General features: G+C 55.4%; 16 protein-coding genes. 11 read left to right on the forward strand and 5 right to left on the reverse strand.

The genetic code is table 11. The annotated features are described in order from the left end of the window. Position 1 precedes the first annotated feature (1 nt). From I6J23_RS02390 to I6J23_RS02400, 3 genes are all read right to left on the reverse strand, one after another. A complete protein-coding gene (locus tag I6J23_RS02390; RefSeq protein WP_204582382.1) occupies positions 2 to 1,051 on the reverse strand; it encodes an aldose 1-epimerase family protein in 1,050 nt (349 codons plus the stop codon). 94 nt (positions 1,052 to 1,145) lie between these two features. Next, positions 1,146 to 2,057 (reverse strand): HAD family hydrolase, encoded by a 912-nt coding sequence (locus tag I6J23_RS02395; protein WP_204582383.1) that lies wholly within the window; start codon positions 2,055 to 2,057, stop codon positions 1,146 to 1,148. An 8-nt stretch (positions 2,058 to 2,065) separates the two neighbouring features. After that, entirely contained in the window at positions 2,066 to 4,207 is a 2,142-nt protein-coding gene (locus tag I6J23_RS02400; RefSeq protein ID WP_204582384.1) for an HAD-IIB family hydrolase, read from the reverse strand. 542 nt (positions 4,208 to 4,749) lie between these two features. On the opposite strand from I6J23_RS02400, the gene I6J23_RS02405 reads away from it, so the two are divergent. The 4 genes from I6J23_RS02405 to I6J23_RS02420 all read left to right on the forward strand — a co-directional run bounded on the left by I6J23_RS02405 (position 4,750) and on the right by I6J23_RS02420 (position 11,229). After that, positions 4,750 to 6,477, forward strand: a complete 1,728-nt coding sequence (locus I6J23_RS02405) for a glycerol-3-phosphate dehydrogenase/oxidase (RefSeq protein WP_204582385.1) — start codon at positions 4,750 to 4,752, stop codon at positions 6,475 to 6,477. Position 6,478: 1 nt separating this feature from the next. Continuing rightward, positions 6,479 to 7,228: an MIP/aquaporin family protein gene (locus I6J23_RS02410; protein ID WP_204582871.1), complete on the forward strand. Its 750-nt coding sequence runs from the start codon at positions 6,479 to 6,481 to the stop codon at positions 7,226 to 7,228. A 252-nt stretch (positions 7,229 to 7,480) separates the two neighbouring features. Next, complete coding sequence (gene glpK / locus I6J23_RS02415; RefSeq protein WP_204582386.1) at positions 7,481 to 9,019, forward strand: glycerol kinase GlpK; 1,539 nt, start codon at positions 7,481 to 7,483, stop codon at positions 9,017 to 9,019. A 1,049-nt stretch (positions 9,020 to 10,068) separates the two neighbouring features. Next, complete coding sequence (locus I6J23_RS02420; protein WP_204582387.1) at positions 10,069 to 11,229, forward strand: alpha/beta fold hydrolase; 1,161 nt, start codon at positions 10,069 to 10,071, stop codon at positions 11,227 to 11,229. A 192-nt stretch (positions 11,230 to 11,421) separates the two neighbouring features. On the opposite strand, the gene serS is transcribed toward I6J23_RS02420, so the two are convergent. After that, positions 11,422 to 12,693, reverse strand: coding sequence for a serine--tRNA ligase (serS, locus tag I6J23_RS02425; RefSeq protein WP_204582388.1), 1,272 nt, complete (start codon positions 12,691 to 12,693; stop codon positions 11,422 to 11,424). A gap of 173 nt (positions 12,694 to 12,866) precedes the next feature. On the opposite strand from serS, the gene I6J23_RS02430 reads away from it, so the two are divergent. From I6J23_RS02430 to I6J23_RS02460, 7 genes are all read left to right on the forward strand, one after another. Next, positions 12,867 to 13,898 carry a septum formation family protein gene (locus I6J23_RS02430; protein WP_204582389.1) on the forward strand — a complete coding sequence of 344 codons (1,032 nt, stop codon included), beginning with the start codon at positions 12,867 to 12,869 and terminating at the stop codon, positions 13,896 to 13,898. 8 nt (positions 13,899 to 13,906) lie between these two features. Beyond that, positions 13,907 to 14,254, forward strand: a complete 348-nt coding sequence (locus I6J23_RS02435) for a metallopeptidase family protein (protein ID WP_204582390.1) — start codon at positions 13,907 to 13,909, stop codon at positions 14,252 to 14,254. Between the two features lie 280 nt (positions 14,255 to 14,534). After that, a complete protein-coding gene (locus tag I6J23_RS02440) occupies positions 14,535 to 15,884 on the forward strand; it encodes an aspartate aminotransferase family protein (protein ID WP_204582391.1) in 1,350 nt (449 codons plus the stop codon). Between the two features lie 111 nt (positions 15,885 to 15,995). Next, positions 15,996 to 16,796 (forward strand): SDR family NAD(P)-dependent oxidoreductase, encoded by an 801-nt coding sequence (locus I6J23_RS02445; RefSeq protein ID WP_239454955.1) that lies wholly within the window; start codon positions 15,996 to 15,998, stop codon positions 16,794 to 16,796. 67 nt (positions 16,797 to 16,863) lie between these two features. Further along, positions 16,864 to 17,457, forward strand: a complete 594-nt coding sequence (locus I6J23_RS02450; protein ID WP_204582392.1) for a gamma carbonic anhydrase family protein — start codon at positions 16,864 to 16,866, stop codon at positions 17,455 to 17,457. A gap of 1 nt (position 17,458) precedes the next feature. Then, positions 17,459 to 17,785: a hypothetical protein gene (locus I6J23_RS02455; protein WP_204582393.1), complete on the forward strand. Its 327-nt coding sequence runs from the start codon at positions 17,459 to 17,461 to the stop codon at positions 17,783 to 17,785. 508 nt (positions 17,786 to 18,293) lie between these two features. Then, positions 18,294 to 19,814, forward strand: coding sequence for a condensation domain-containing protein (locus I6J23_RS02460; protein ID WP_204582394.1), 1,521 nt, complete (start codon positions 18,294 to 18,296; stop codon positions 19,812 to 19,814). Here the strand turns inward: I6J23_RS02460 and I6J23_RS02465 are convergent. After that, complete coding sequence (locus I6J23_RS02465) at positions 19,811 to 21,214, reverse strand: hypothetical protein (RefSeq protein ID WP_204582395.1); 1,404 nt, start codon at positions 21,212 to 21,214, stop codon at positions 19,811 to 19,813. The two genes, I6J23_RS02460 and I6J23_RS02465, sit on opposite strands and share 4 nt — an antisense overlap. Positions 21,215 to 21,299: the final 85 nt, after the last annotated feature.

Below are 21,299 nucleotides of genomic sequence, written 5' to 3' on the forward strand. Positions count from 1 at the left end.
TTCATCCATGATCTGCACCTGCCGTATGCTCTGCTGCGTACCCAATACGCCACTTCACGACGAGGGATTCGCCCGCCGCAATATTCGCCACATCCGTCCCACTGTTAAAGGCATCGGGAGGCACTGTCATGGGTTCGACCGCCAATGCGCGGCCTCTGCCGGGATAGGGATAGCCCCACGATGGGTCAGCGGTAAACACCTGGAACCACTTGATCTGTGGAGAGACCCACATTTGTACCCCACGCCCGTCACTATTAAGTAGTCGCGCTGCACGGATATCAGAAGCGACGTCTCTACGTGAGAGGTCAGTACGCGCCGTATCTGGGGATACACTCTCCGACATCGTGTCTCGGCTCGATACCGCCTCCCGACCGAAACAGTCATCGAGGAGTTGGTCGCGGAGCTCAATGTGGTGGATCGGGAACTCTGCGGTGATGTCGGTAATGTCGCCCGAGGGGAGCTTCCTGTCCGGATCCAGGGGAAGCTGACTGCGAACGAACATGTCGAGCGTGCACTCATCAATGGGGGATCCGAGTGCGCTGAGATAGCTATGGAACCCGTACGCCACTGGTGCAGCACCAACCCCGGGAGCGCTGTCGGGATGCGTAATCTCGCAGGTACACGTCAGCCCCTGATCGGATAGTTCATAGGTCGACGTCACATGAAGTGCCCACGGCCATCCTTGCTGAGGCTCGATGGTGGTTGCCAATGTGGTCGCGGTGGCGTCATCAGCATGTGACATCACGTCCCACACGGCGTCGCTCACGAAACCGTGGATGGCGTTGTTCCGGTCTGGTTCCGTCATCGACAGCTGGTGTGACTGGCCGTGAAAATAAAACCGCCCATCCCGAATTCGATTGGGCCAGGGAGCTAGTACGACGTTCGCAGACAAAGGTGGGTACTCCCCGTCGGAATACCCCTCCATTAGGGGCAACCCGCGGTATGTCAGGGAACGTATTCCTCCCCCATAGGTAGCAATTTCCGCAGCGTATGGTCCGTGTGAGAGATGCACCACAGGATGGTTATTGACCTGCGACTCTTCGTCGCTCATGGCAGCTCCTTAGGGCTCTTGTTGGATGCCCGATGTCTGACGTTAGCAAACCGTGAACCGGGCGGAAATACCCGATTCGGTTGTGAAGCGTCTTCTAAAACCATGCGTCAATAACGCGCGCCACTCCATCGTCATCGTTACTGGTAGTTACCGCTTTTGCCACCCCACTGAGCAGCGGATGTGCATTACCCATTGCTACCCCCGTTCGCGCCCATTCCAGCATCTCTGTGTCATTCGGCATATCACCGAAAGCAACGGTTTCGCCCGCGTCGACACCGAGAAGTTCAGCAACCTCGGCTAAGCCACCAGCTTTGGTCACACCAGGTGCCGCGATTTCCAGTAGTCCGCCCGAAAATGAATACGTGACATGCCCTTTATCGACGGGAATGTTGGGTGCTACAAGCTGGTAGAGCTCTTCGCTAGTGGCCTCAGGTGAACGGAGCAGCAGTTTTACCGCCGGCTCAGCCACGAGTTCTTCGATACTCACCAATGAAAATCCCTGGCTATCCCATACGTGGTCAAAGTTAGGCTCAATGAGGAATTGATCCTTCTCGGAATAAAGATCAGTTCCGACACGTTCAACTCCGAATCCAACATGGATCCCCCGTGGATCCGACGCGAGGCCTTCAACCACTCGTCGCACCATGTCAGCGAGGTGCTTCGGGGGTATCTCATGTGCATTGAGAACCTCTCCCCTCGCGGAATCGAAAATCACGGATCCGTTAGTGCACACGCACAGGGGGCGGACGGGGAGCTGGGCAATAACGGGGAGTGTCCACCTGGCGGGACGGCCCGTGGCCAAAACGAGCGATGTTCCAGCTCGAACCATACGGTGAATTGCCGACGCGAGACGCGGTGTAACGCGTTCGGCGCTCGTGACAAGCGTCCCATCGATGTCAGAAGCGACAAGCAAGGGTGCAGGGTCACGTCCGGCGAGGTCAACGGCGTCGGGAAGGCCTGCACGAGGGCCACCCGTATGTTGAGGTCCGCTGGCGTCGATATTCACGATGAGGTTTATTTCTCTGTGGCTAAGCTCGGTGAATCTGCTTCGTCTGCAGCATCAGCGTCCTGGTCCTCGAACCGTTTCACAACATATTTGAGAACCTCAGCAACTCCATCGTCCTCCACTGAGGAGGTCACCCAGGAGGCGTCGCGAATAAGATCCCGATCGGCATTCGCCATTGTGATACCTGCGCCGACATAGGAGAGTAATTCGGCGTCATTTGGCATATCACCGAAAGCGATGACGTGAGACGGATCTATTCCTTTGTTATGAAAATACCATTCGGCACCGGTCGACTTATTCACTCCGATGGGGCCTAGTTCTATAGATCCATAGGGGTTGGAATACGTTAGCGTACTTCTTTCCCGGACACTTTCATCCAGCGCATCAGCAATATCTTCGCTTGGCATGTCTGCGTTGACAACGACTTTAACAGCAGTGTTATCGACCGTGCGCACAATTATCTCGGCATCTGGGATATTTTCTTCGATTTGGTGAGTGAGAATGTCCGCCCCGCCTTCAAAAAAGCCTTCCACGTGGAGTACGCGTTTGTTCTTGGTGTCATAAACCACTGCACCATTGGCACAAATGGCAACGGGTGAGATAGGGAGTTGATCGACAACAGGATCGACTTCTTCAATAGCCCGCCCGGTAGCCAAAAGAACTTCGACACCACGGGCGTTGAGCTTGCCGAATACGTCACGCGTAGCGTCGCTAATTGTATTCTCATGAAAGATCGTTCCGTCTATATCGGAACAGACTGCAGCCACATCTGCAGGTAATTTCGATTTAATGCGTGCAGGGATTTTGTCACGAATCTGTTTGGTTTGTCCGATCAGTGACGTTAATGTCTTGTCTAATGACACCCATTCCACATCGCGAGTCGCGTCCGTCATCGATGCGGTGGCAGATTGAACTGATTGAAGCAATTCACGCGAGGAACGATAAAACGAATCTCTTGCTTCAATAATCTTCGACGCTCCCTCGTGATTATTCTTGGAGGTCTCCTCATAGAGCGAATCGAAGCTCGTCTGTAAGGACTCGACTATTTTCTCAGCCCCGTCGTCCCGCTTATTCTTTTCCTTCTTCTTCGCAGCCTTCTCAGCCTTCTCAGCCTCTTTCTCGGCAGTCTTGGCTTCCTTTATTTCCTCTTTGCGTTTATTCTTTTCGAGCTTATCCGCCCGTTTACGCAGCTTCGTTTCCTCATCGGCTTGCCATGGCATTTTGTCATTCAACGCCGCTGCGGATTCAGTCACGGAGTCACGTGCGCTCACCGAGGCAGACTTCACCGCGTCGGAACTCTTCGTCCACGCACCAGAACTCATACTGACACTCTTATTGACGATGTCGCGCGTTGTCTTCGTCACCACATGCGTTAAATTATTCAAATCGTCCCGCAGCTTGCGGATGCGGTGACGCTCCTCGGCTACAGCCTCGTCCTCACGCTGAGCAACCTCGAACGGTGGGGCAGCTCCACCGTACCGAGCAGGAATCCAATATTCGTCCCCCTTCACTGGGCCATTGTCCTGTAGGTACATTTCCCACAGCCTGTCCAGGTCATTAACCATGACATCACGGAGACGATCCGTCTCTGTCGTGGCATCGCCATCGGGATGAATGGGTGAGAGAACATTGATATAAATCGGAGTCCGGGAGCGCCCCAACCGCTTCGGGTGCCCCTTCGTCCAGACACGCTGCGAACCCACGATGGTGACAGGAATCAAAGGAACCCCTGCTTCCTGAGCCATCCTGACAGCACCTTTGCGGAAATCTTTGATTTCGAAGCTACGTGAAATGGTCGATTCCGGAAATACTCCGACCAAACGGCCAGATCGGAGATAATCCACCGCCTGCCGGTATGACTCACTGCCGTCGATCCGATCAACCGGGATATGCTTCATCCCACGCATGATTGGCCCCGCAACGGGGTGATCAAATACTTCGGATTTGGCCATGTAGCGCACGTATCGGCGGCAGGTGCGGAAAGGAATCCCTGCGTAGGCAAAGTCAAGGTAACCGGTGTGGTTCATCACCACAACGGCACCTCCTTTGGCCGGTACATTCTCGGTTCCAGTCACTCGAAAACGGAGGCCTTCCAGAGTGAATAAGGTCCGAGCAAGGCCAATAATGCCGAAGTAAAACGGATCTGCCATAGGGTTCATCTTAACGGTGGGCTTATGGACACAGGAATTCACCAGGATTTTTGTGTTCACCACGCCACCAATACGTGGTCTACGGGCATTGCAGAGAACCCCCGTGGCGTTGGACCCCGTCGAACAGTCCCAATCGCTGCCCCCGTAAAGGGTTAATTTTGAGATTAATTTGCCGTCTGATTGCGGTCATTAACGGGCATAAATGACGGAAATAATACGCCAAACGGACATAAATAAACCTTTGTCAGCCATAGCTCCAGCACCGACGAGACCACCAGTAGTTCACACCCGAAAACTACTACCTACGCGACCGTAGGTAGATGCTCACGCAGGTCCTCTCCAGATGATAGCGTCGACACCGTAAATAATGTGACCTTCACATCTCAATGAGTGAGTACGAGAGCTACGTAACATAACGAAGGCGAAAACCTCTCTCCTGATCCAGACCCCTGGCACCGATAAGGAGGGTGGATCGCCTTCGGCTTGTGCTACTCTTCCAGCTCTTTTCCACGTGCTCAGCTCGAAGGAGGAACCTAGCAACTATGGCGATCTCAGCCACTAGCACTTCACTGAACAAAGAACAGCGCGAACAAGCGTGGGAAGACTTCGGTAAAGAGCACTACGACATGGTCATCATCGGCGGAGGATCCGTTGGGGCCGGTACTGCACTAGACGCTGCAACTCGTGGTTTAAAAGTTGCCGTCCTGGAAACCCGTGACTTCGCTGGAGGTACCTCCTCACGCTCATCCAAGATGTTCCACGGCGGGCTCCGTTACCTCGCCATGCTGGACTTCCGGCTTGTCGCCGAAGGGCTCCGCGAGCGCGAGCTCAGCATGTCTGGCCTTGCCCCACACCTGGTTAAGCCGCTGAAATTCATCTTCCCGCTGGAGCACCGCATCTGGCAGCGCCCATTCATGGCGTCCGGCTTCATGTTGTACGACCTCATGGGCGGTGCAAAGTCCGTGCCAATGCAGAAGCACTACACCCGCAAGGGCATGCTCAAGCTCTCCCCCGGGTTGAAGGAAGACGCCCTCGTCGGCGGTGTCCGTTACTTCGACACCCTCGTTGACGACGCCCGCCACACCATGACTGTCCTGCGTACTGCGGCAGAGTTCGGCGCAACGATCCGCCCCTCAACCCAGGTCGTTGATTTCGAAAAGGACGGAGACCGAATCACCGGCGCGAAGATCGTCGACACTGATTCTGGCCGAACAACCACCATTCACGGGTCGGTGTTTGTCAATGCCACCGGCATTTGGAATGACGAGATCGAAAAGCTCGCCGGCGTCGAAGGCAAATTCCACGTTCACACCTCCAAGGGTGTTCACATCGTCATCCCGAGGTCGGTCTTGCCTGGCGACGTTGCTCTCACGTTCGTCACGGAAAAGTCCGTTCTCTTCGTGATCCCGTGGGGTGAGTACTGGATCATCGGTACCACCGACACCGACTGGACCATGAACCTGGCTAATCCCGCACCGACGCGGGCCGATATCGACTACATCTTGGAGCACATTAATGCCAAGGTGAAGCGCCAGATCACGTACGACGACATCGTTGGCGTGTACGCGGGACTCCGCCCGCTGGTTGCCGGTTCTTCAGACTCGACGACGAACCTGTCACGCAACCACGCAGTCGCCCGCGTTGCCCCTGGCCTAGTGTCTGTGGCTGGTGGCAAGTACACGACCTACCGCGTGATCGGCGCAGATACAGTCGACGCCGCCAAGGAAGACATCCCGTTCGATGTTCCGGATTCGGTCACCACGGATGTGCCGCTTCTCGGCGCCGATGGCTACCACGCACTGGCCAACCAGATTCCGCAGCTGGCGAAGCGGCTGGGAATCTCTGAGAAGACCGTGGAGCACCTGCTCAACCGCTATGGTTCGCTCATCTACGAAGTCCTGGCACCTGCCGATAAGGACAAGTCTCTACTTGAGCCGATCCCGGGTGCGCCGGCTTACTTGATGGCTGAAGCACTGTATGCCGCTACCCACGAGGGTGCAGCTCACCTGGAGGACATCCTTCATCGCCGTATGCGCCTCGCGATGGAATATGACCACCGTGGTGTCGAATGTGCGGAAGCAGTCTCCAAGCTAGTTGCTGACACGATGGGCTGGGACGAAAAGGCCCGTAAAGAAGAAATTAGGGTCTTCACGGATCGTGTCGAGGCCCAGAAGAAGGCCGAAAAAGAATTGACCGACGAGTCCGCTAACAAGATCGAGGCGAATGTCGAAGATACTCGCCCGGACGTCGATACTTCTCAGGACAGGTGAGATGGAAACGCTAACAGGCCCCCAAGCCATGGGGTGGGAATTCTTCGGCACGATGATGCTCATGCTGTTTGGTAATGGTGTGTGTGCCGCAGTCAATCTCCGGACGTCCACGGCCCGCAACACCAACTGGCTGACCATTGCTTTTGGCTGGGGTCTCGCAGTGTTTATCGGCGCGAGCATCGCTGACAAAACCGGTGGCCACCTCAATCCGGCCGTCACCTTATCCCTTGCTATCGACGACAAACTCGAGTGGTCACTCGTCCCCTGGTATTTCGGTGGACAGTTGCTCGGCGCGATGGCTGGTGCGTTCCTAGCGTGGGCAGCGTTTAAACAATTGTTTGACGCGAACAATCTGGATGACAACGGCAATAACGTCAAAGGAAATGCCACCACTCAAGGCATTTTCTTCACCGTTCCCGCTCATCCCAATAACTTTTGGAATGCATTAACAGAGTTCATCGCCACGTACTCATTGTTGGTCTTCATTCTCCTCGGTCCCTCCGGTGGAGACTTGGGCCCCCTCAAGTACTTCGGCGTTGCTTTCATCATCGTCGCTATCGGCTTGTCCCTTGGTACACCCACCGGATATGCGATTAACCCCGTGCGTGACCTGGGCCCGCGTTTGATGTACGCCTTTGTACTGCCTATTAAGGACAAAGGCGCAGCACAGTGGGCATACGCTTGGGTCCCGATCGTCGGACCGATGCTTGGCGCTGTTGCCGCTGGCCTCACCGCCGTAGCCCTCGGATAAATCATGAATACAGTGCGCTCCGCCCGACCCATCAGTGTCGCCCGGGGCGCGCTTGTATATACGAAAGGGACGTCAATAGCCTCCACGGGCCCACCAATTACCCCATCTTTTCTATAAAGAACCACCCCATCGCTCTAAAGAAGCGACAATAGAACCAGGTAGCCCACCCCCACTGATGTGCGCAAGGTTGGTTACCTCCAGCGCAAGCACGACGACACAAGAACTACCCGACCACACACTATTGGAGATTCCATGCCAGAGAAATATGTAGCAGCCATCGATCAGGGAACCACCTCCACCCGGTGCATTCTCTTCCGCCATGATGGTTCCATTGCCACCGTTGCTCAGTTCGAGCACAAACAGATCTTCCCGAAAAAGGGCTGGGTTGAGCATGACGCCAAGGAGATCTGGAACAATACCCGACGCGCTGTCGGCGAGGCCATGGCGGAACTAGACATTGCTGTCAACGATGTCGTATCTGTTGGCATCACGAACCAACGTGAAACGACGGTGGTCTGGGACAAAAACACCGGCGAGCCCATCTACAACGCGATTGTGTGGCAGGACACCCGCACTAATGACATCGCACAGCGGCTTGCCGGCGAGGAAGGGCCGGACCGCTGGCGCAAGACGACAGGTGTTCGCCTGAACTCATACCCCGCCGGCCCCAAGATCATGTGGATTTTGGAAAACGTGGATGGGGCCCGCGAGAAGGCAGAAAAAGGCGACCTCCTCTTCGGCACGATCGACACCTGGCTCTTGTGGAACCTCACCGGCGGTGTCGACGGCGACAACGGCAACCCCGCCTTGCACGTCACCGACGTAACCAACGCTTCCCGTACATCACTCATGGACCTTAAGACGCTGCAGTGGGACGAGGATCTTTGCAAGGCGATGGACATCCCGCAGTCCATGCTCCCCGAAATTCGCCCCTCGATTGGCGATTTCCGCACCGTACGCGCCCGCGGTTCACTGGCTGGCGTCCCCATCCGTGGCATACTAGGCGACCAGCAAGCCGCAATGTTCGGCCAGTGCTGCTTCGGGAATGGCGACGCGAAGAACACCTACGGAACCGGCTTGTTCATGCTGCTCAACACCGGTGCAAAGCCGAAGTGGAGTGACAACGGGTTGATCACCACCGTGTGCTACCAGATCGAGAACCAAAAGCCGGTCTACGCACTCGAAGGGTCAGTTGCCATGGGTGGTTCCCTGGTGCAGTGGCTTCGCGACAACCTCCAATTGATTCCTAACGCACCCTCTGTTGAAAACATGGCGAAGTCCGTGGAGGACAACGGGGGCGTGTACTTCGTCCCCGCCTTCTCAGGTCTATTTGCGCCGCGCTGGCGGCCTGATGCCCGTGGTGTCATCGTCGGACTGACCCGTTTTGCGAACCGCAATCACCTGGCACGCGCGGTTCTCGAAGCAACCGCGTATCAGACCCGCGAGGTGCTTGACGCCATGGTCACGGATTCAGGCGTCGACATTAATGCCCTGAAAGTTGATGGCGGAATGGTCATGAATGAATTTCTCATGCAATTCCAGTCCGACATCATCAATACTGAGGTTGTCCGCCCCAAGAACATCGAGACCACGGCGTTAGGCGCAGCGTACGCGGCTGGCCTGTCAGCTGGGTTCTGGGATTCGCTCAACGAGCTCAAAGAACAGAGCACCGTAGACAAGGTGTGGAAACCAAAGATGGGTGAAGACGAACGCAAGCAGCTCTACAGCGATTGGAACCGCGCCGTCGAACGCACCTACAACTGGGAGGAGAGCACCAACGAGCCCAGCTAAATCGTGGGCCATTGACTCGAATCCTCCACCTCTGTCCCGTTAAACGTGGAGGATCCCGGGACTGCGTTCCGTCAACTGGCCGTCCACTCGGTAGCGGCCAGTCCTAGCCGGACGCTGGGCACCGCCCCACGACCCTGGCATTGGTCTCGACTTGAGCGTCGACATCTATTAGCCAGTAAAGTTATTTTGAGTCATTTAGAATTATTCGCGGTTACATGGTTTTAAGTTCCAGTTTCCACAGATGGCTTATTTCTCACTTTCGCCCAAGATTAATTTCCACTTCTGTCGTGACGTAGATAACCCGCCACTATCCTTCGATCAACCTTTACATATAAATCCATGCGATGACATTCACCGAAATTAATTTTTACTGCTTCTGCCTCCTTTAACGCACAACGCCATTTTGAGGTAAGCCATAAAGCTTGACATAAACCTCATCCAGGCGTGTTATTCCGCCCCCTCTCACCACCCCTATCACACACGCGGAGCCCACCTGGTTTTTACATTCATCGGAAATTAAATATCCCTTCATCCCGGACATGCTCACCGCACGACGATAGCCTCACTCGCGCTTCAGTCTCGCCATAAAAAAGCCGTTTAACCTGGGTAAGTACGGAGCAGTAGCGCGCTCACAGATAACATGTGGATCAGCCTAAACATTGCACTTTCCACACAACTCGTCGGCATAGGTACCGCATAACTCGGTACATTACATACCAGCCCCACACGGGGGTAGAACCGCAAACTTTTTCTTCGTCAAACTTCTGAAATGTATTAGTATTTCCTTTAGCGATATCTACCGATTGAATCAATATTCAATTTGGGAGCATCGGCCAGAGGAATAAAGAGAGCGAGGCACCCGTCGAGACGAAATCTCGATTGAGAACCGTTCAAACCTCTGCTTTTTCTTCGGCTCTAAGAAGTTTCCTGCTGTAGAGCATTGAAATATCGGATAGATGAAGTGGTTAATTATCGCACTAGCTGTCTACTAGAGTCGCGAAAATTAACCGCACCGACCATTGTTCATTTCTCCCCATACGAGGTTAAAAATGTCGTCCCTCAAGAAGGCCAGTGGCGCCGCTGTTCTCTCACTTGCAGTGATTTTCGGTTCGGGCACCATTGCCGCTGCCGAAGCGAACCCCGACGGAGTCGTACGCACCTACAACACCTACCCCGGCCGCATCACCGGTATGGTTGCCCCCGACGCTCAGGTCACTGATGGCACATTCACGTCGACCGATGGCAAAGGCACCCAGATTTACTGGAAGAAGAATATCGTTCCCAATGCCAAGGGAAGCATTGCTCTTATCCACGGTTTGGCAGAGAACCAACAGCGTTACGACTACATCGCGTACCGTCTCAACTTGGCCGGATATAACGTTTACCGCCTTGATCACCGCGGTCACGGCCGTTCCGCAGAGCCATACAACAACGTTCATAAGGGACTGATCGATAACTTCAACTACGTTATCGATGACATGAAACAGCTCGTCGACATGATCCATCACGAGCAGTCCGGCAAGGTATACATGATGGGCCACTCCATGGGCGCCATGGCAGCTCAGATGTATTCAGTGGTCTACCCGGACACCATCGACGCAACCGTGACCAACGGCGGCGGTGTACCTATCAACAACTACGGCGAGAACACCCTCATGCCGGAATACAAGCACGCCGACGGGCAGTCCTACCCAACCTTCTTTGGCCCGTACCTGCCTAACGACGGCAAACGCCCGTTGGAGCCACTCGACGCCATGCTCGGATACGACGTTCAGGGTGTTCTAGACCAGTTCGGCTTGAAGTTGCCACCGGATGCGGGCAAGCCGATCGAGTCCCCAGAGCCACTCAAGACCATCGACGTACCTAACGCTTTCAAGCTGGGTGTTGTCTCAGATCCGGATGTTCGCGACCAGCTCTCTAACGATCCACTCAACAGCAAGACGTTGAACGTGTCGACGCTGTACCAGATCGCATCTGCTCTGCTCTACACCGGAGCGCACGCTAAGAACTACACGAAACCAACGCTCATCATGCACGGTGACACCGACGGATTGGTTCCCTACCCGCTCGATATCAACTGGTACAACGCAGTCGGATCCACCGATAAGCACATGGTCCTGTGGAAAGGCGACATGCACGAAACCATGAACGAACCCTCCCGCGACGAAGTCATCGACCGCGCAATCGGCTTCATCGACTCGCACAACTAATTACTCAGGGTTTGCGTCTCTCTCCAGTAAATATTGGCAGGTTGAGTTCTCTTGAACGAACGCAACCTGCCTCTTTCACACAGCTTTCCATTGCGCGGGTCACCGTGCTCGTCCCGTGCGAAGAGCTTTCTTGAAACCGACCTCTTTATCACTACGTCGTTCTGACAGCCGGTGACGAGCGCTAATCCCGCGCTACTTCACCGGTTTCAGCACGTCTTGACCCACATAGGGCTGCAAAGCTGCCGGCACCTTCACCGACCCATCCGCCTGCTGATTATTCTCCAAAATAGCCACCAGCCAGCGCGTCGTCGCTAAAGTGCCATTCAGAGTGGCCGCAATCTGGGTCTTGTTGTTGTCATCGCGGTACCGGATCCCCAGCCGGCGAGCCTGGAATGTCGTGCAGTTACTGGTCGACGTTAATTCGCGGTACGTATTCTGCGTCGGCACCCATGCCTCAGTATCAAACTTTCGCGCTGCCGAAGAACCCAAATCGCCACCAGCAACATCGATAATGCGATAAGGAACCTCGACAGCCGCGAGCATCTCTCGCTCCATGCTCAACAGCTTCTGGTGCTCCGCAGCCGCGTCCTCCGGTTTGCAGTAGCTGAACATTTCGACCTTATCGAACTGGTGCACACGAAGAATTCCCCGCGTGTCCTTGCCGTACGACCCAGCCTCACGCCGGAAGCACGAGGACCACCCCGCATAGCGCTTTGGACCAGCAGAAAGATCGATGATCTCCTTACTATGGTAGCCCGCTAACGCAACCTCGGAGGTTCCCACCAAATACTGGTTGTCCTCCTGCAAGTAATAAATCTCGTCAGCATGCTGCCCCAAGAAACCGGTGCCCGACATCGACTCCGGATTAACAATGACCGGAGTGATCATCAGCTCAAATCCGTGCTGCACAGCCTTCTGTGCAGCAAGCTGCAGCATGCCGAGCTGTAGCAAAGCACCCGCCCCCTTGAGGAAGTAAAAGCGCGAACCCGACACCTTCGCACCGCGCTCCATATCGATAATCCCCAAGGATTCCCCGAGCTCGAGGTGGTCTTTCGGCTCGAAATCGAATTGTGGCGGGGTTCCCACTTTTTCGAGAACAACAAAATCTTCTTCTCCACCGGCCGGTGCGCCTTCCACAATATTGGAGATCTGCATCTGTAGGTCGTGAACCGAAGCTTCGGCAACGCGCTGAGCTTCCTCTTTATCCTTCACGACGTCGGACAGTTCCGTTCCCCGTGCGCGCAGGCTCTCCTTTTCTTCGGGGGATGCGTCGCGCATTTTCTTACCCATGGATTTTGTATAGGCCTTGTGTTCTGCGCGTGCGGCGTCGGCAGCGGAAATAGCCTCACGTCGGGCCTGGTCAGCCTGGAGGAGGCGGTCAACGAGGCCGGGGTCTTCGCCACGGGTGCGCTGGGATTCACGGACACGGTCGGGGTCATCACGAAGCTGCTTCAGATCAATCACAGCATTAGCTTAATGGTTTTAGCACTGTCCAGCTTCAACCGGTCAAAAAGCAAACAAGTAAGGTACAGGAATAGTACTGGAATAATAATAAGTAGTGGGTCTCATCCGGCAGCACATGCCGCGTATAAACATCGATCGCTATTAGTCAACGACCCCGGAAACGAAGGTGACGCATGAAACCGACAGTCCGACGTTCTTCAGTCATTGTCGGCCTCGTCGCACTCCTCTGTGGCGGATCAGCCGCGGGCACTTTTACCTACGCCCAGGGAAAGCATTCCGATTCCACGTCGGACACCCCCCATACGGTGCCTGGGGAAGATAAAGAATCGAAACAAAAATCCTTTACTAATGCCGACGCTGGACAGTGCTTGGATTGGAAGACCTCATCCGACGGCACTGTGTCCGATTTCCAAACCGTCGACTGCGCCAAATCTCACCGCTTCGAGGTATCCCACCGGGAGAATTTGGCAACCTACCCGGCCAGTGAATTCGGTTCAAACGCCGGTATGCCTAGCCGGAAACGCCAAGCAGAGTTGAGCAATGAATTGTGCAAACAGCCCACGCTTAGTTATCTGGGCGGGAAGTTTGATCCCACGGGGCGGTTCACTATCGCTCCCATTTTGCCGCCACAAAAGTCATGGGCAGATGGTGACCGGACGCTGTTGTGTGGCCTCCAAGTGACGGGAAATGACGGCCACGCCAGTGCGATTACGGGCAAGGCCGCTGATCAGGACCAATCCCCTGTGTTTAAGCCCGGTGAGTGCGTCGCTATTACTGAAAAGAAGGACGATAACCAGAACAAACAAACTGACAGTGATTCACCGGTGGATGCAACCGCTCAGGTTGTGGATTGTAATGCTGACCACCAATATGAGGTCACAGACATCGTTGATCTGGGTGAAAAATTCAAAGAATACCCATCCACTGAAGATCAAAATGAGTATCTCAATAAACGCTGTACCGATTCCGTCACATCATTCATTGGGGGCGATGACAAGCTCTATAACTCCACGCTCGAACCGTTCTGGACAACGCTTACGGAGGATTCCTGGAAGGGTGGTTCCCGGAACGTCAATTGTTCTCTGATTAAAACGGGGGACAATAACTCACTGTCCACTTTGAAAGGGTCTGCAAAGGGCGAATTCACCATTAATGGCAATCCACCCCCGCCGCAGCCGAGCCGTGCGCCTAAACGGGGAAATTAGGTTCCTTCATGATCTCCGTATCTGACGAAAGATTCGACGAGCTCATCGATAAGGGTATTGACCTTATCCCCGAATCTCTCCTGCGCAATATGAATAATGTTGCGTTGGTTGTCGAACCGTGGAACCGCGACAACCCCCACACCTTGGGCCTGTACGAGGGGGTTGCTCTCACCCGGCGGACGTCGTCGTATAGCTTTGCTCTACCCGATAAAATCACGATTTATAAGGAAGCAATCTGCGCATACTGCGATTCGGAAGAGGAATTGGTCCGCCAGGTTGCTGTCACCGTCGTCCATGAGATTGGGCATCATTTTGGTATTGACGACGACCGTCTGCACGAACTCGGCTGGGCGTAAAGGGCGCATATCGGTGTAAAGACCGCGTGTCCCGGCGCGAGAACAAGGTGCGAGAACAAGGCGCGTGTCTCGGCGCGAGAACGTCATGCCGGTGCAATGACTAACTACGCGATGTCCGGTCACGCAATAGCTGGCCAATTGTAAACATTTGTTAACGCAAGGGATTAAATGCCTCTTTTCCGTTAGACTCAGCGGAGCCGGTACGTTGCTGAGTTTTATTCAGGTTCTATCCAGCGACGACACCGCACATCCTTTTGACCCGACACCAGGGAGGTTTACGGTGCCAGTACCCCAGTCCGACGTTGGTCGGCGCGCCTACAACGACGATCGAGCCCACGTTTTTCATTCGTGGTCTGCACAGGCGGAGTTGGATCCGATTGTGATGGAATCTGCCCACGGTTCCTACATTGTCGATGCAGATAAAAAGGAATATATCGACTTCTCTTCGCAGTTGGTCTATACGAATATTGGCCACCAACATCCGAAGGTCGTGCAGGCCATCAAAGAGCAGGCGGACCAACTGTGCACCATCGCTCCGGCGTACGCGAATGATAAGCGTTCAGAGGCCGCGCGCCTGATCACGTCGCACTTGCCCGATCATCTCAACAAGGTGTTGTTCACCAACGGTGGTGCGGATGCTGTTGAGCACGCTATCCGTTTGGCACGTCTGCACACGGGTCGCTACAAGGTGTTGTCGCGTTTCAGGGGCTACCACGGCGCAACTCAGATCGCTATGAATGTTTCGGGCGATAATCGTCGGTGGAAAAATGACTATGGGACGTCGGGGGCGGTTCACTTCTTTGGGCCGTTCTTGTACCGCAGCCAATTCCATGCCACGACGGAAGAGGAAGAGTGCCAGCGCGCCCTCGAGTACTTGGATAACCTCATTGCGTTTGAGGGGCCGGAGCTGTTCGCCGCGTTCATTATGGAGACAATTCCCGGAACGGCGGGAATTATGCCTCCGCCGGCTGGATACTGGCAGGGCGTCCGCGAAATCTGCGATAAGTACGGCATCGTCATGATTTGCGACGAGGTCATGGCTGGTTTCGGCCGAACCGGCAACTGGTTTGCCTTCGAGGAGTTTGGTGCGAAACCGGACCTGGTGACGTTCGCCAAGGGGGTGAACTCGGGTTATGTGCCATTGGGCGGTGTCGCAATCTCTGACGAGATCGCCGCTGATTTTGACCACACCCCCTACCCCGGCGGATTGACCTACTCGGGTCATGTTCTGGCAACATCCGCTGCTGTGGCCACGGTCAATGCTATGGACGAGGAGGGGATGGTTGATAACGCTCGACGTTTGGGCGAGGATCTTTTTGGTCCAGCATTGCGTGATTTGGCAGCGAAGCACCATAGCATCGGAGATGTTCGCGGTCTCGGTTGCTTCTGGGCAGTCGAATTGGTGAAGGATCAGGAAACTCGCGAACCGCTTGGTGCTTATGGAACCACCGCCCCTGAGGTCAAGGAACTTGTTGCGGAGTGCCGTGAGAACGGATTGGTGGTGTTCCAAAACATGAACCGTATCCACATTTGCCCCGCTCTGAATATTCCCGACGACGTTGCACGCCAGGGCCTTGAGATCCTGGATAAGGCGCTGACGACGTTGGATCAAAAAATCGCTATTCAGTAGTGGCGTGGTGGGGGCGCATTCCGTCGAGCGGGGCGCATGTGTCCCCCACTACTCGTACAATCCTTAACCCGTATAAACCTCACACGTATCCGCAACTTTGGAGAATTATTTATGACATCACCTTCTAAAGACGCTTCTTCCGCTACCACTAACGATTCTGGCGCTAAAGGCAACGGCACCAAACCTGTAGCCGTCATTACGGGCGCAAGTTCCGGCATCGGCGCGGCGTCCGCAAAGGCGCTGGCCGACGCGGGATACACCGTCTACATTGGTGCCCGGCGCGTCGAGAAGCTTCAAGCCGTCGCCGAGGGTATTGACGCCGTCGCCCTGCCACTGGATGTGACCGATCAGGAGAGCGTCGATAAGTTCTGTGAGCAGGTTCCGCGGTGTGACGTGTTGGTCAATAACGCTGGTGGGGCGCACGGTTCCGAGTCGATTGCCGACGCCAACGTCGAGGACTGGCAATGGATGTATGACACCAACGTGTTGGGCACGCTTCGTGTGACTCGGGCTCTGCTGCCCAAGATTGAGGCCAGTGGCGATGGTCAGGTCATTAATATCAGCTCGATTGCCGGGCACGAGCCGTACCGCGGTGGAGCCGGATACAACGCCGCCAAACATGCGGTGGCTGCTATGACGCGCGTGCTTCGCCTGGAGTTGCTGGGTAAGCCGGTTCGCGTGTGTGAGGTTTGCCCCGGCCTGGTGAACACGGAGTTCTCGACGGTTCGTTTTGGTGGCGATAAGGAGAAGGCCGACGCAGTCTATCGCGGCTTAGAGCCGATGGTTGCTGAGGACATTGCCGACGCTGTCGCTTGGATTGCGACGCGGCCGTCGCGGATGAATATTGACCACATCACGATTATGGCTCGCGACCAGGTCTCGGCGCAGGAAGTCTACCGTCGCGAGGAGTAGCGCTGCGAGGAGTAGCCGCGGCTTGTTCCGGCTACCCCCGGTTCTCGCGGCTTTCTAGTATGGAGATATGGAAAACTCGGCTTTCGCTCCACAAACAGCTTCATCCACGGACGGCCCGCTACTTCTTCCCTTCAATGGGAAGCGGCCGCGAGTCCACCGGACCGCGTGGATTGCACCCAATGCCACGTTGATCGGTGATGTGGAAATCGGTGCGCATTCCAGCGTGTATTACGGCTGCGTTCTGCGGGGCGATGTGAACTCGATTCGAATTGGGGAACGCACGAATATTCAGGACAACAGCGTTCTCCACGTCGATAGTGATGCTCCCTGCACGCTAGGCGACGATGTCACCGTCGGACATATGGCGCTGGTGCATGGCTCCACTGTGGGCAATGGAGTTCTCGTGGGGATGAAATCTGCGTTGCTCTCCCACAGCGTGATCCATGAGGGGAGTCTGATCGCAGCGGCTGCCGTGGTGCTGGAAGGGCAAGAAATTCCTGCACAATCGCTTGCTGCGGGTGTTCCGGCGAAGGTCAAACGGCAACTGTCCGATGAGCAATCTCACTCATTTATTCCCCATGCTGCCCATTACAAGGAGAATGCAGAATCACAACCGAGCCGTGCCGAATCACTGAAACCCGAAGACGTGTATTTTGACTGATATGTCAAACACTAATTGGAAATTAAAGAAAGCCAAGTACGTTGATACAGCACCAATTGTCGCGACAGGCTTAATCGGCGGGTGGATCACCGCGCGCGAAACCGGGATCCGGCCGCTGGGAGGCGTCGTTCTTGGCGCGGCTGGTCTCTACGCTGGGCGGACCTGGCTTGCCAAACGAGGCCCGGCGAAAGCTGGAGCGCTCGGCGCCACCTACTTGGCTGCGTTTGGAGCATCGCACCCGCTAGCCAAGAAAATTGGAGCGTGGCCCTCTGTTCTGACCGTGGCGGGTCTCACCGCTGCTGCGTCATATGTCGTCTCGGACATGTAACTAACCTCACTGCCATTTTCTTGATGGCATCCATTAACTGCGTCCTTGAGCTCACCAATATGCCGGTGAGCAGGCAGTTTTATTTCTTCTCTCTATCCCCCATTGTGTTACATCTCATACGGCTAGGCCATTACAAATCGTTCGAAATTGAAAATAAGCACTTGACGATGCCGCCGCGAGAACCTACGCTACCGAAACTTGAGAGTACAAACCTTTAGCTCATCCGTGGTGATTCGTTGTTCACCGTGGAGATAGCAACCAGCGTGGCGTGGCAGTCTCCACTTTCCGCGTCCTCGATCGACCCTAGGGAGCAACATTTTGCCCGGGCCGGAACGCACCTACACAGTGCACTCACCCGCATCGTGCAATCACGTACTCAGTGCAATAGCACGACTGCTCGGAAGACAGTAGTGGCAGCGTTTCAGCTGGATAAGCACATCGACGTACTGGCACAGCAGCAACGTACTGGCACACAAGCACGGCAATAAGCAAAACGAAGGACGACACGATGGAATACACAGAACTAGCCGACTATCCCCTCCCCACCGGACAGCTTTCCACCTGGCAGTTTACTGACGACGCTAGCCAGTGGAGCGAGGACGAACGCAGTCTTTCCATCAACCACGAGGATCACCTCCGCGAAGTTCTCCGCGCAGAAAAGAACAACGCCGAGCAAGGTCTTCCCTCCGTGTCGGAGGACTGGATCGGCGGAGCGTTCGTTATCCACCAGCCACTACGTACCGACGCCTTCCGCGAAGCCCTCAGGACATGGTTTAGCCGTCACGAGGCATACCGAACAACAGCTGTCGCTGATGGCCACAACGAAGCGACCACGAGCTTTACGCGCTACACGCTAGGTTCTTCCGCAGTTGACGTTTCCCGAAACAACTTCGGCGTCTACAAAGACGACCAGCTCCTACGCCACGAAATCCACAGACATTTCGCTCAGCACGTCAATGGGATCGGGTGGCCACACGTCACTGTTGCGACGATTGAACCTGAGGCGTTTGAAGCTGGAGCTCGTGAGCCTGAAGCAAAGCGATCCGACGCCAGCCACGAGCACACATCCCCTGAATTCACCGTCATTTTCGCCGCTGACCACGCAGTGATGGACGCCTACACACAGCTGTTCACCATCGCCGAACTCAGGGAGCTATACGCGGCAGCCGTCGATAAGCGGGAGCCAGCGCTGCCACCTGCGGGTTCGTATGTGGACTTTTGTGCCGGAGAACGGGCTGTCACTGAATCGGCGTCCGCCCGTGAGCGTGCAGTACAAGAATGGAAAGAGTTCCTTACTGATGCCAATGGGTATCCAGCACCGCCAGTGTTCCCTCTACCTATTCGGTCGAACGTGGATTCTGGGTCGGCCACGCCGGCAAACCAGCACCCGGCACAGCACAGCCTTTCCCAATGGCTACTCAACGAGAAAGATATCTCGCAGCTAGGTAAGCGCGCGAAAGCCAACGGTGGGTCAACCAAGTCTGCACTCCTGACCGCGTTGAAGCTGGCGCTCACCGAGCTCTCGCCGGTGCCATCAGCGCGGTATATCATGCCGATGCACACACGTCACGAGCCCAAGTACATGCTGTCTGCCGGATGGTTTGTTGGTCTCATGCCAATCGATGATCCGCTCAATGGGGCATCGAGTTTCACCGAAGCGTTTTCAGATACGGTCCAAGCCACAAAGCGGCACCGTGATCTCTCCGTCTACCCCTATGCCGCCGTGAGCGACACATTGCACATCGACGAGCCACCTCGGTTCGTGATCTCCTACGTCGATACACGATTCATACCGGGGGCCGACGCCTGGGGCGACCGAGACCGCGTTCTTCGCAGCTCCGTAGTGAGCGACGACGATGTGTACATTTGGCTCAACCGCACTGGGGAGGGGCTCAACGTTTCGATGCGCTACCCCAATAACGCCCAGGCGGAAGAATCGATCGCTGCATTCCTATCGCGATTCGCCGCCATCATCCACAGCGTCGTCACGACGGGGGATTACGCGGCTGCTGTGCCCGTCCGTGCCTAGTCGGTACCGGTTAAACGGCGGCTGAGATCCTCAACGCACTCGTCGAGTATTGCCTCTGCCTGGGGAGTCCCAGGATATTTTGCCCGTAGCGATAGTCCTTTGTCGTTTCTAGTGAACCACAGTTGCACTGTTGCTGTTGGGGCGAGCGATGAAAAATACACGGCCCCGGGGATCGCTGCAGATCGTCCCGGACCGGTGCGAAAATCGCTATACGACACCATGAAGGGCTGCGGGGTCGGCATCACAGGACTGAATGTCTCCATGACGATGTCCAGTGGAACGGTCACGGCCTTAATGCCATCGCGCAACCATTGGCGAACGCCATCGCTGTTGCCTGGCTCAGCGATGACGGGGCCGTTGCTGACCATCCACCCCACAGTCCCGTGATAGGGGCTCGATGACCGCCCTCGAGTGTGGATCGGGACCACGCACGGCAGGGACTCCGACCCCACCACGGTGTGCACAGAGCTCGCAAGAGCCGCCACAACCTCGGCAAATGTCCTCGTCGAAAGTGGCCCGGCCATGTGTGCTGCGGGTACAAGAAGTTCGGTACGGTGATGAGGAGTCACCGACTCCGTCGTACCTACATCGGCAGGAAATGCCGGCACAATTCCCCCCGTGCGATCAAAAAAACGCTTCCATACTGCAAGTGCACGCTGGAGTTCATCGCTGTTCTTACTGTCATGCCAGCGAACGGATGCTTCTTGTTCTTTTCGCACAACATCAATAAACGACGGAGCTGTAGCGGGATCGGGGGCTGACGAGGTGCCGGCGTTCCCGTTAACGATTCCGGCATTTTCTTCGGTGGCCTCATGATCGTTGTTACAGTTTCTGAGCTTCTCTGCCGGTGAAGCCACAAGGTCCCACAGACGTTGGAGAATGATGTGGATGCTCGCCATATCCGCATGAAAATGGTCACTTGCTACCACGAGGCGATGACCGCACAGGGCAAAAAAGAGCCCAGGGGTACGGCCCGGGACGCACGCGTCGTCGATTCTCGCCTCCACCTCTTGACGAATAGTTGAAGAATCTGCATCCAAATCGGTGAGGAATGCTTCGGTCACAATAGATAGGTGATCATTCGACCACATTCTCTGGCTACCGTCATTTTCCGACGGATTAGAGGGGACTAGCCGCAATGCGTCATAATCACCGATAAGAGTGTGGATTGCATTCGCGATAGCGTCGATGTTGTGCTGTGTGCCGGCGAGAACACTACTGGGGAGGATAAAAGATCCTGCGACCCATGATGGACGGCCACTCGCTCTGACGCTCTCCAGATGGTTACGTTGGTTCAGCGTTAGTGGAAAGGTTTCCGAACCGGGAATTCCATCCCAGTCCAGAACATACTGAGTACACGGACCTGAAAGGGCAATATCATCGAGGTAGCAAACATCCACATCACCGACGGTACCAGGACGTTTCCCCTTACCCGCTGCGATAATGACAACTAACGTTGTAACGATTACGAACTAATACCGGTGC

This window comes from Corynebacterium kroppenstedtii, from assembly GCF_016894245.1.
GTDB lineage: Bacteria > Actinomycetota > Actinomycetes > Mycobacteriales > Mycobacteriaceae > Corynebacterium.

Bases quoted from the DNA above. Each gene is read 5' to 3' on its own strand.
- I6J23_RS02390 (WP_204582382.1), bottom strand. From the start codon at position 1,051: ATGAGCGACGAAGAGTCGCAGGTCAATAACCATCCTGTGGTGCATCTC.
- I6J23_RS02400 (WP_204582384.1), bottom strand. From the start codon at position 4,207: ATGGCAGATCCGTTTTACTTCGGCATTATTGGCCTTGCTCGGACCTTA.
- I6J23_RS02405 (WP_204582385.1), top strand. From the start codon at position 4,750: ATGGCGATCTCAGCCACTAGCACTTCACTGAACAAAGAACAGCGCGAA.
- I6J23_RS02410 (WP_204582871.1), top strand. From the start codon at position 6,479: ATGGAAACGCTAACAGGCCCCCAAGCCATGGGGTGGGAATTCTTCGGC.
- glpK (WP_204582386.1), top strand. From the start codon at position 7,481: ATGCCAGAGAAATATGTAGCAGCCATCGATCAGGGAACCACCTCCACC.
- I6J23_RS02420 (WP_204582387.1), top strand. From the start codon at position 10,069: ATGTCGTCCCTCAAGAAGGCCAGTGGCGCCGCTGTTCTCTCACTTGCA.
- I6J23_RS02430 (WP_204582389.1), top strand. From the start codon at position 12,867: ATGAAACCGACAGTCCGACGTTCTTCAGTCATTGTCGGCCTCGTCGCA.
- I6J23_RS02435 (WP_204582390.1), top strand. From the start codon at position 13,907: ATGATCTCCGTATCTGACGAAAGATTCGACGAGCTCATCGATAAGGGT.
- I6J23_RS02445 (WP_239454955.1), top strand. From the start codon at position 15,996: ATGACATCACCTTCTAAAGACGCTTCTTCCGCTACCACTAACGATTCT.
- I6J23_RS02450 (WP_204582392.1), top strand. From the start codon at position 16,864: ATGGAAAACTCGGCTTTCGCTCCACAAACAGCTTCATCCACGGACGGC.
- I6J23_RS02455 (WP_204582393.1), top strand. From the start codon at position 17,459: ATGTCAAACACTAATTGGAAATTAAAGAAAGCCAAGTACGTTGATACA.
- I6J23_RS02460 (WP_204582394.1), top strand. From the start codon at position 18,294: ATGGAATACACAGAACTAGCCGACTATCCCCTCCCCACCGGACAGCTT.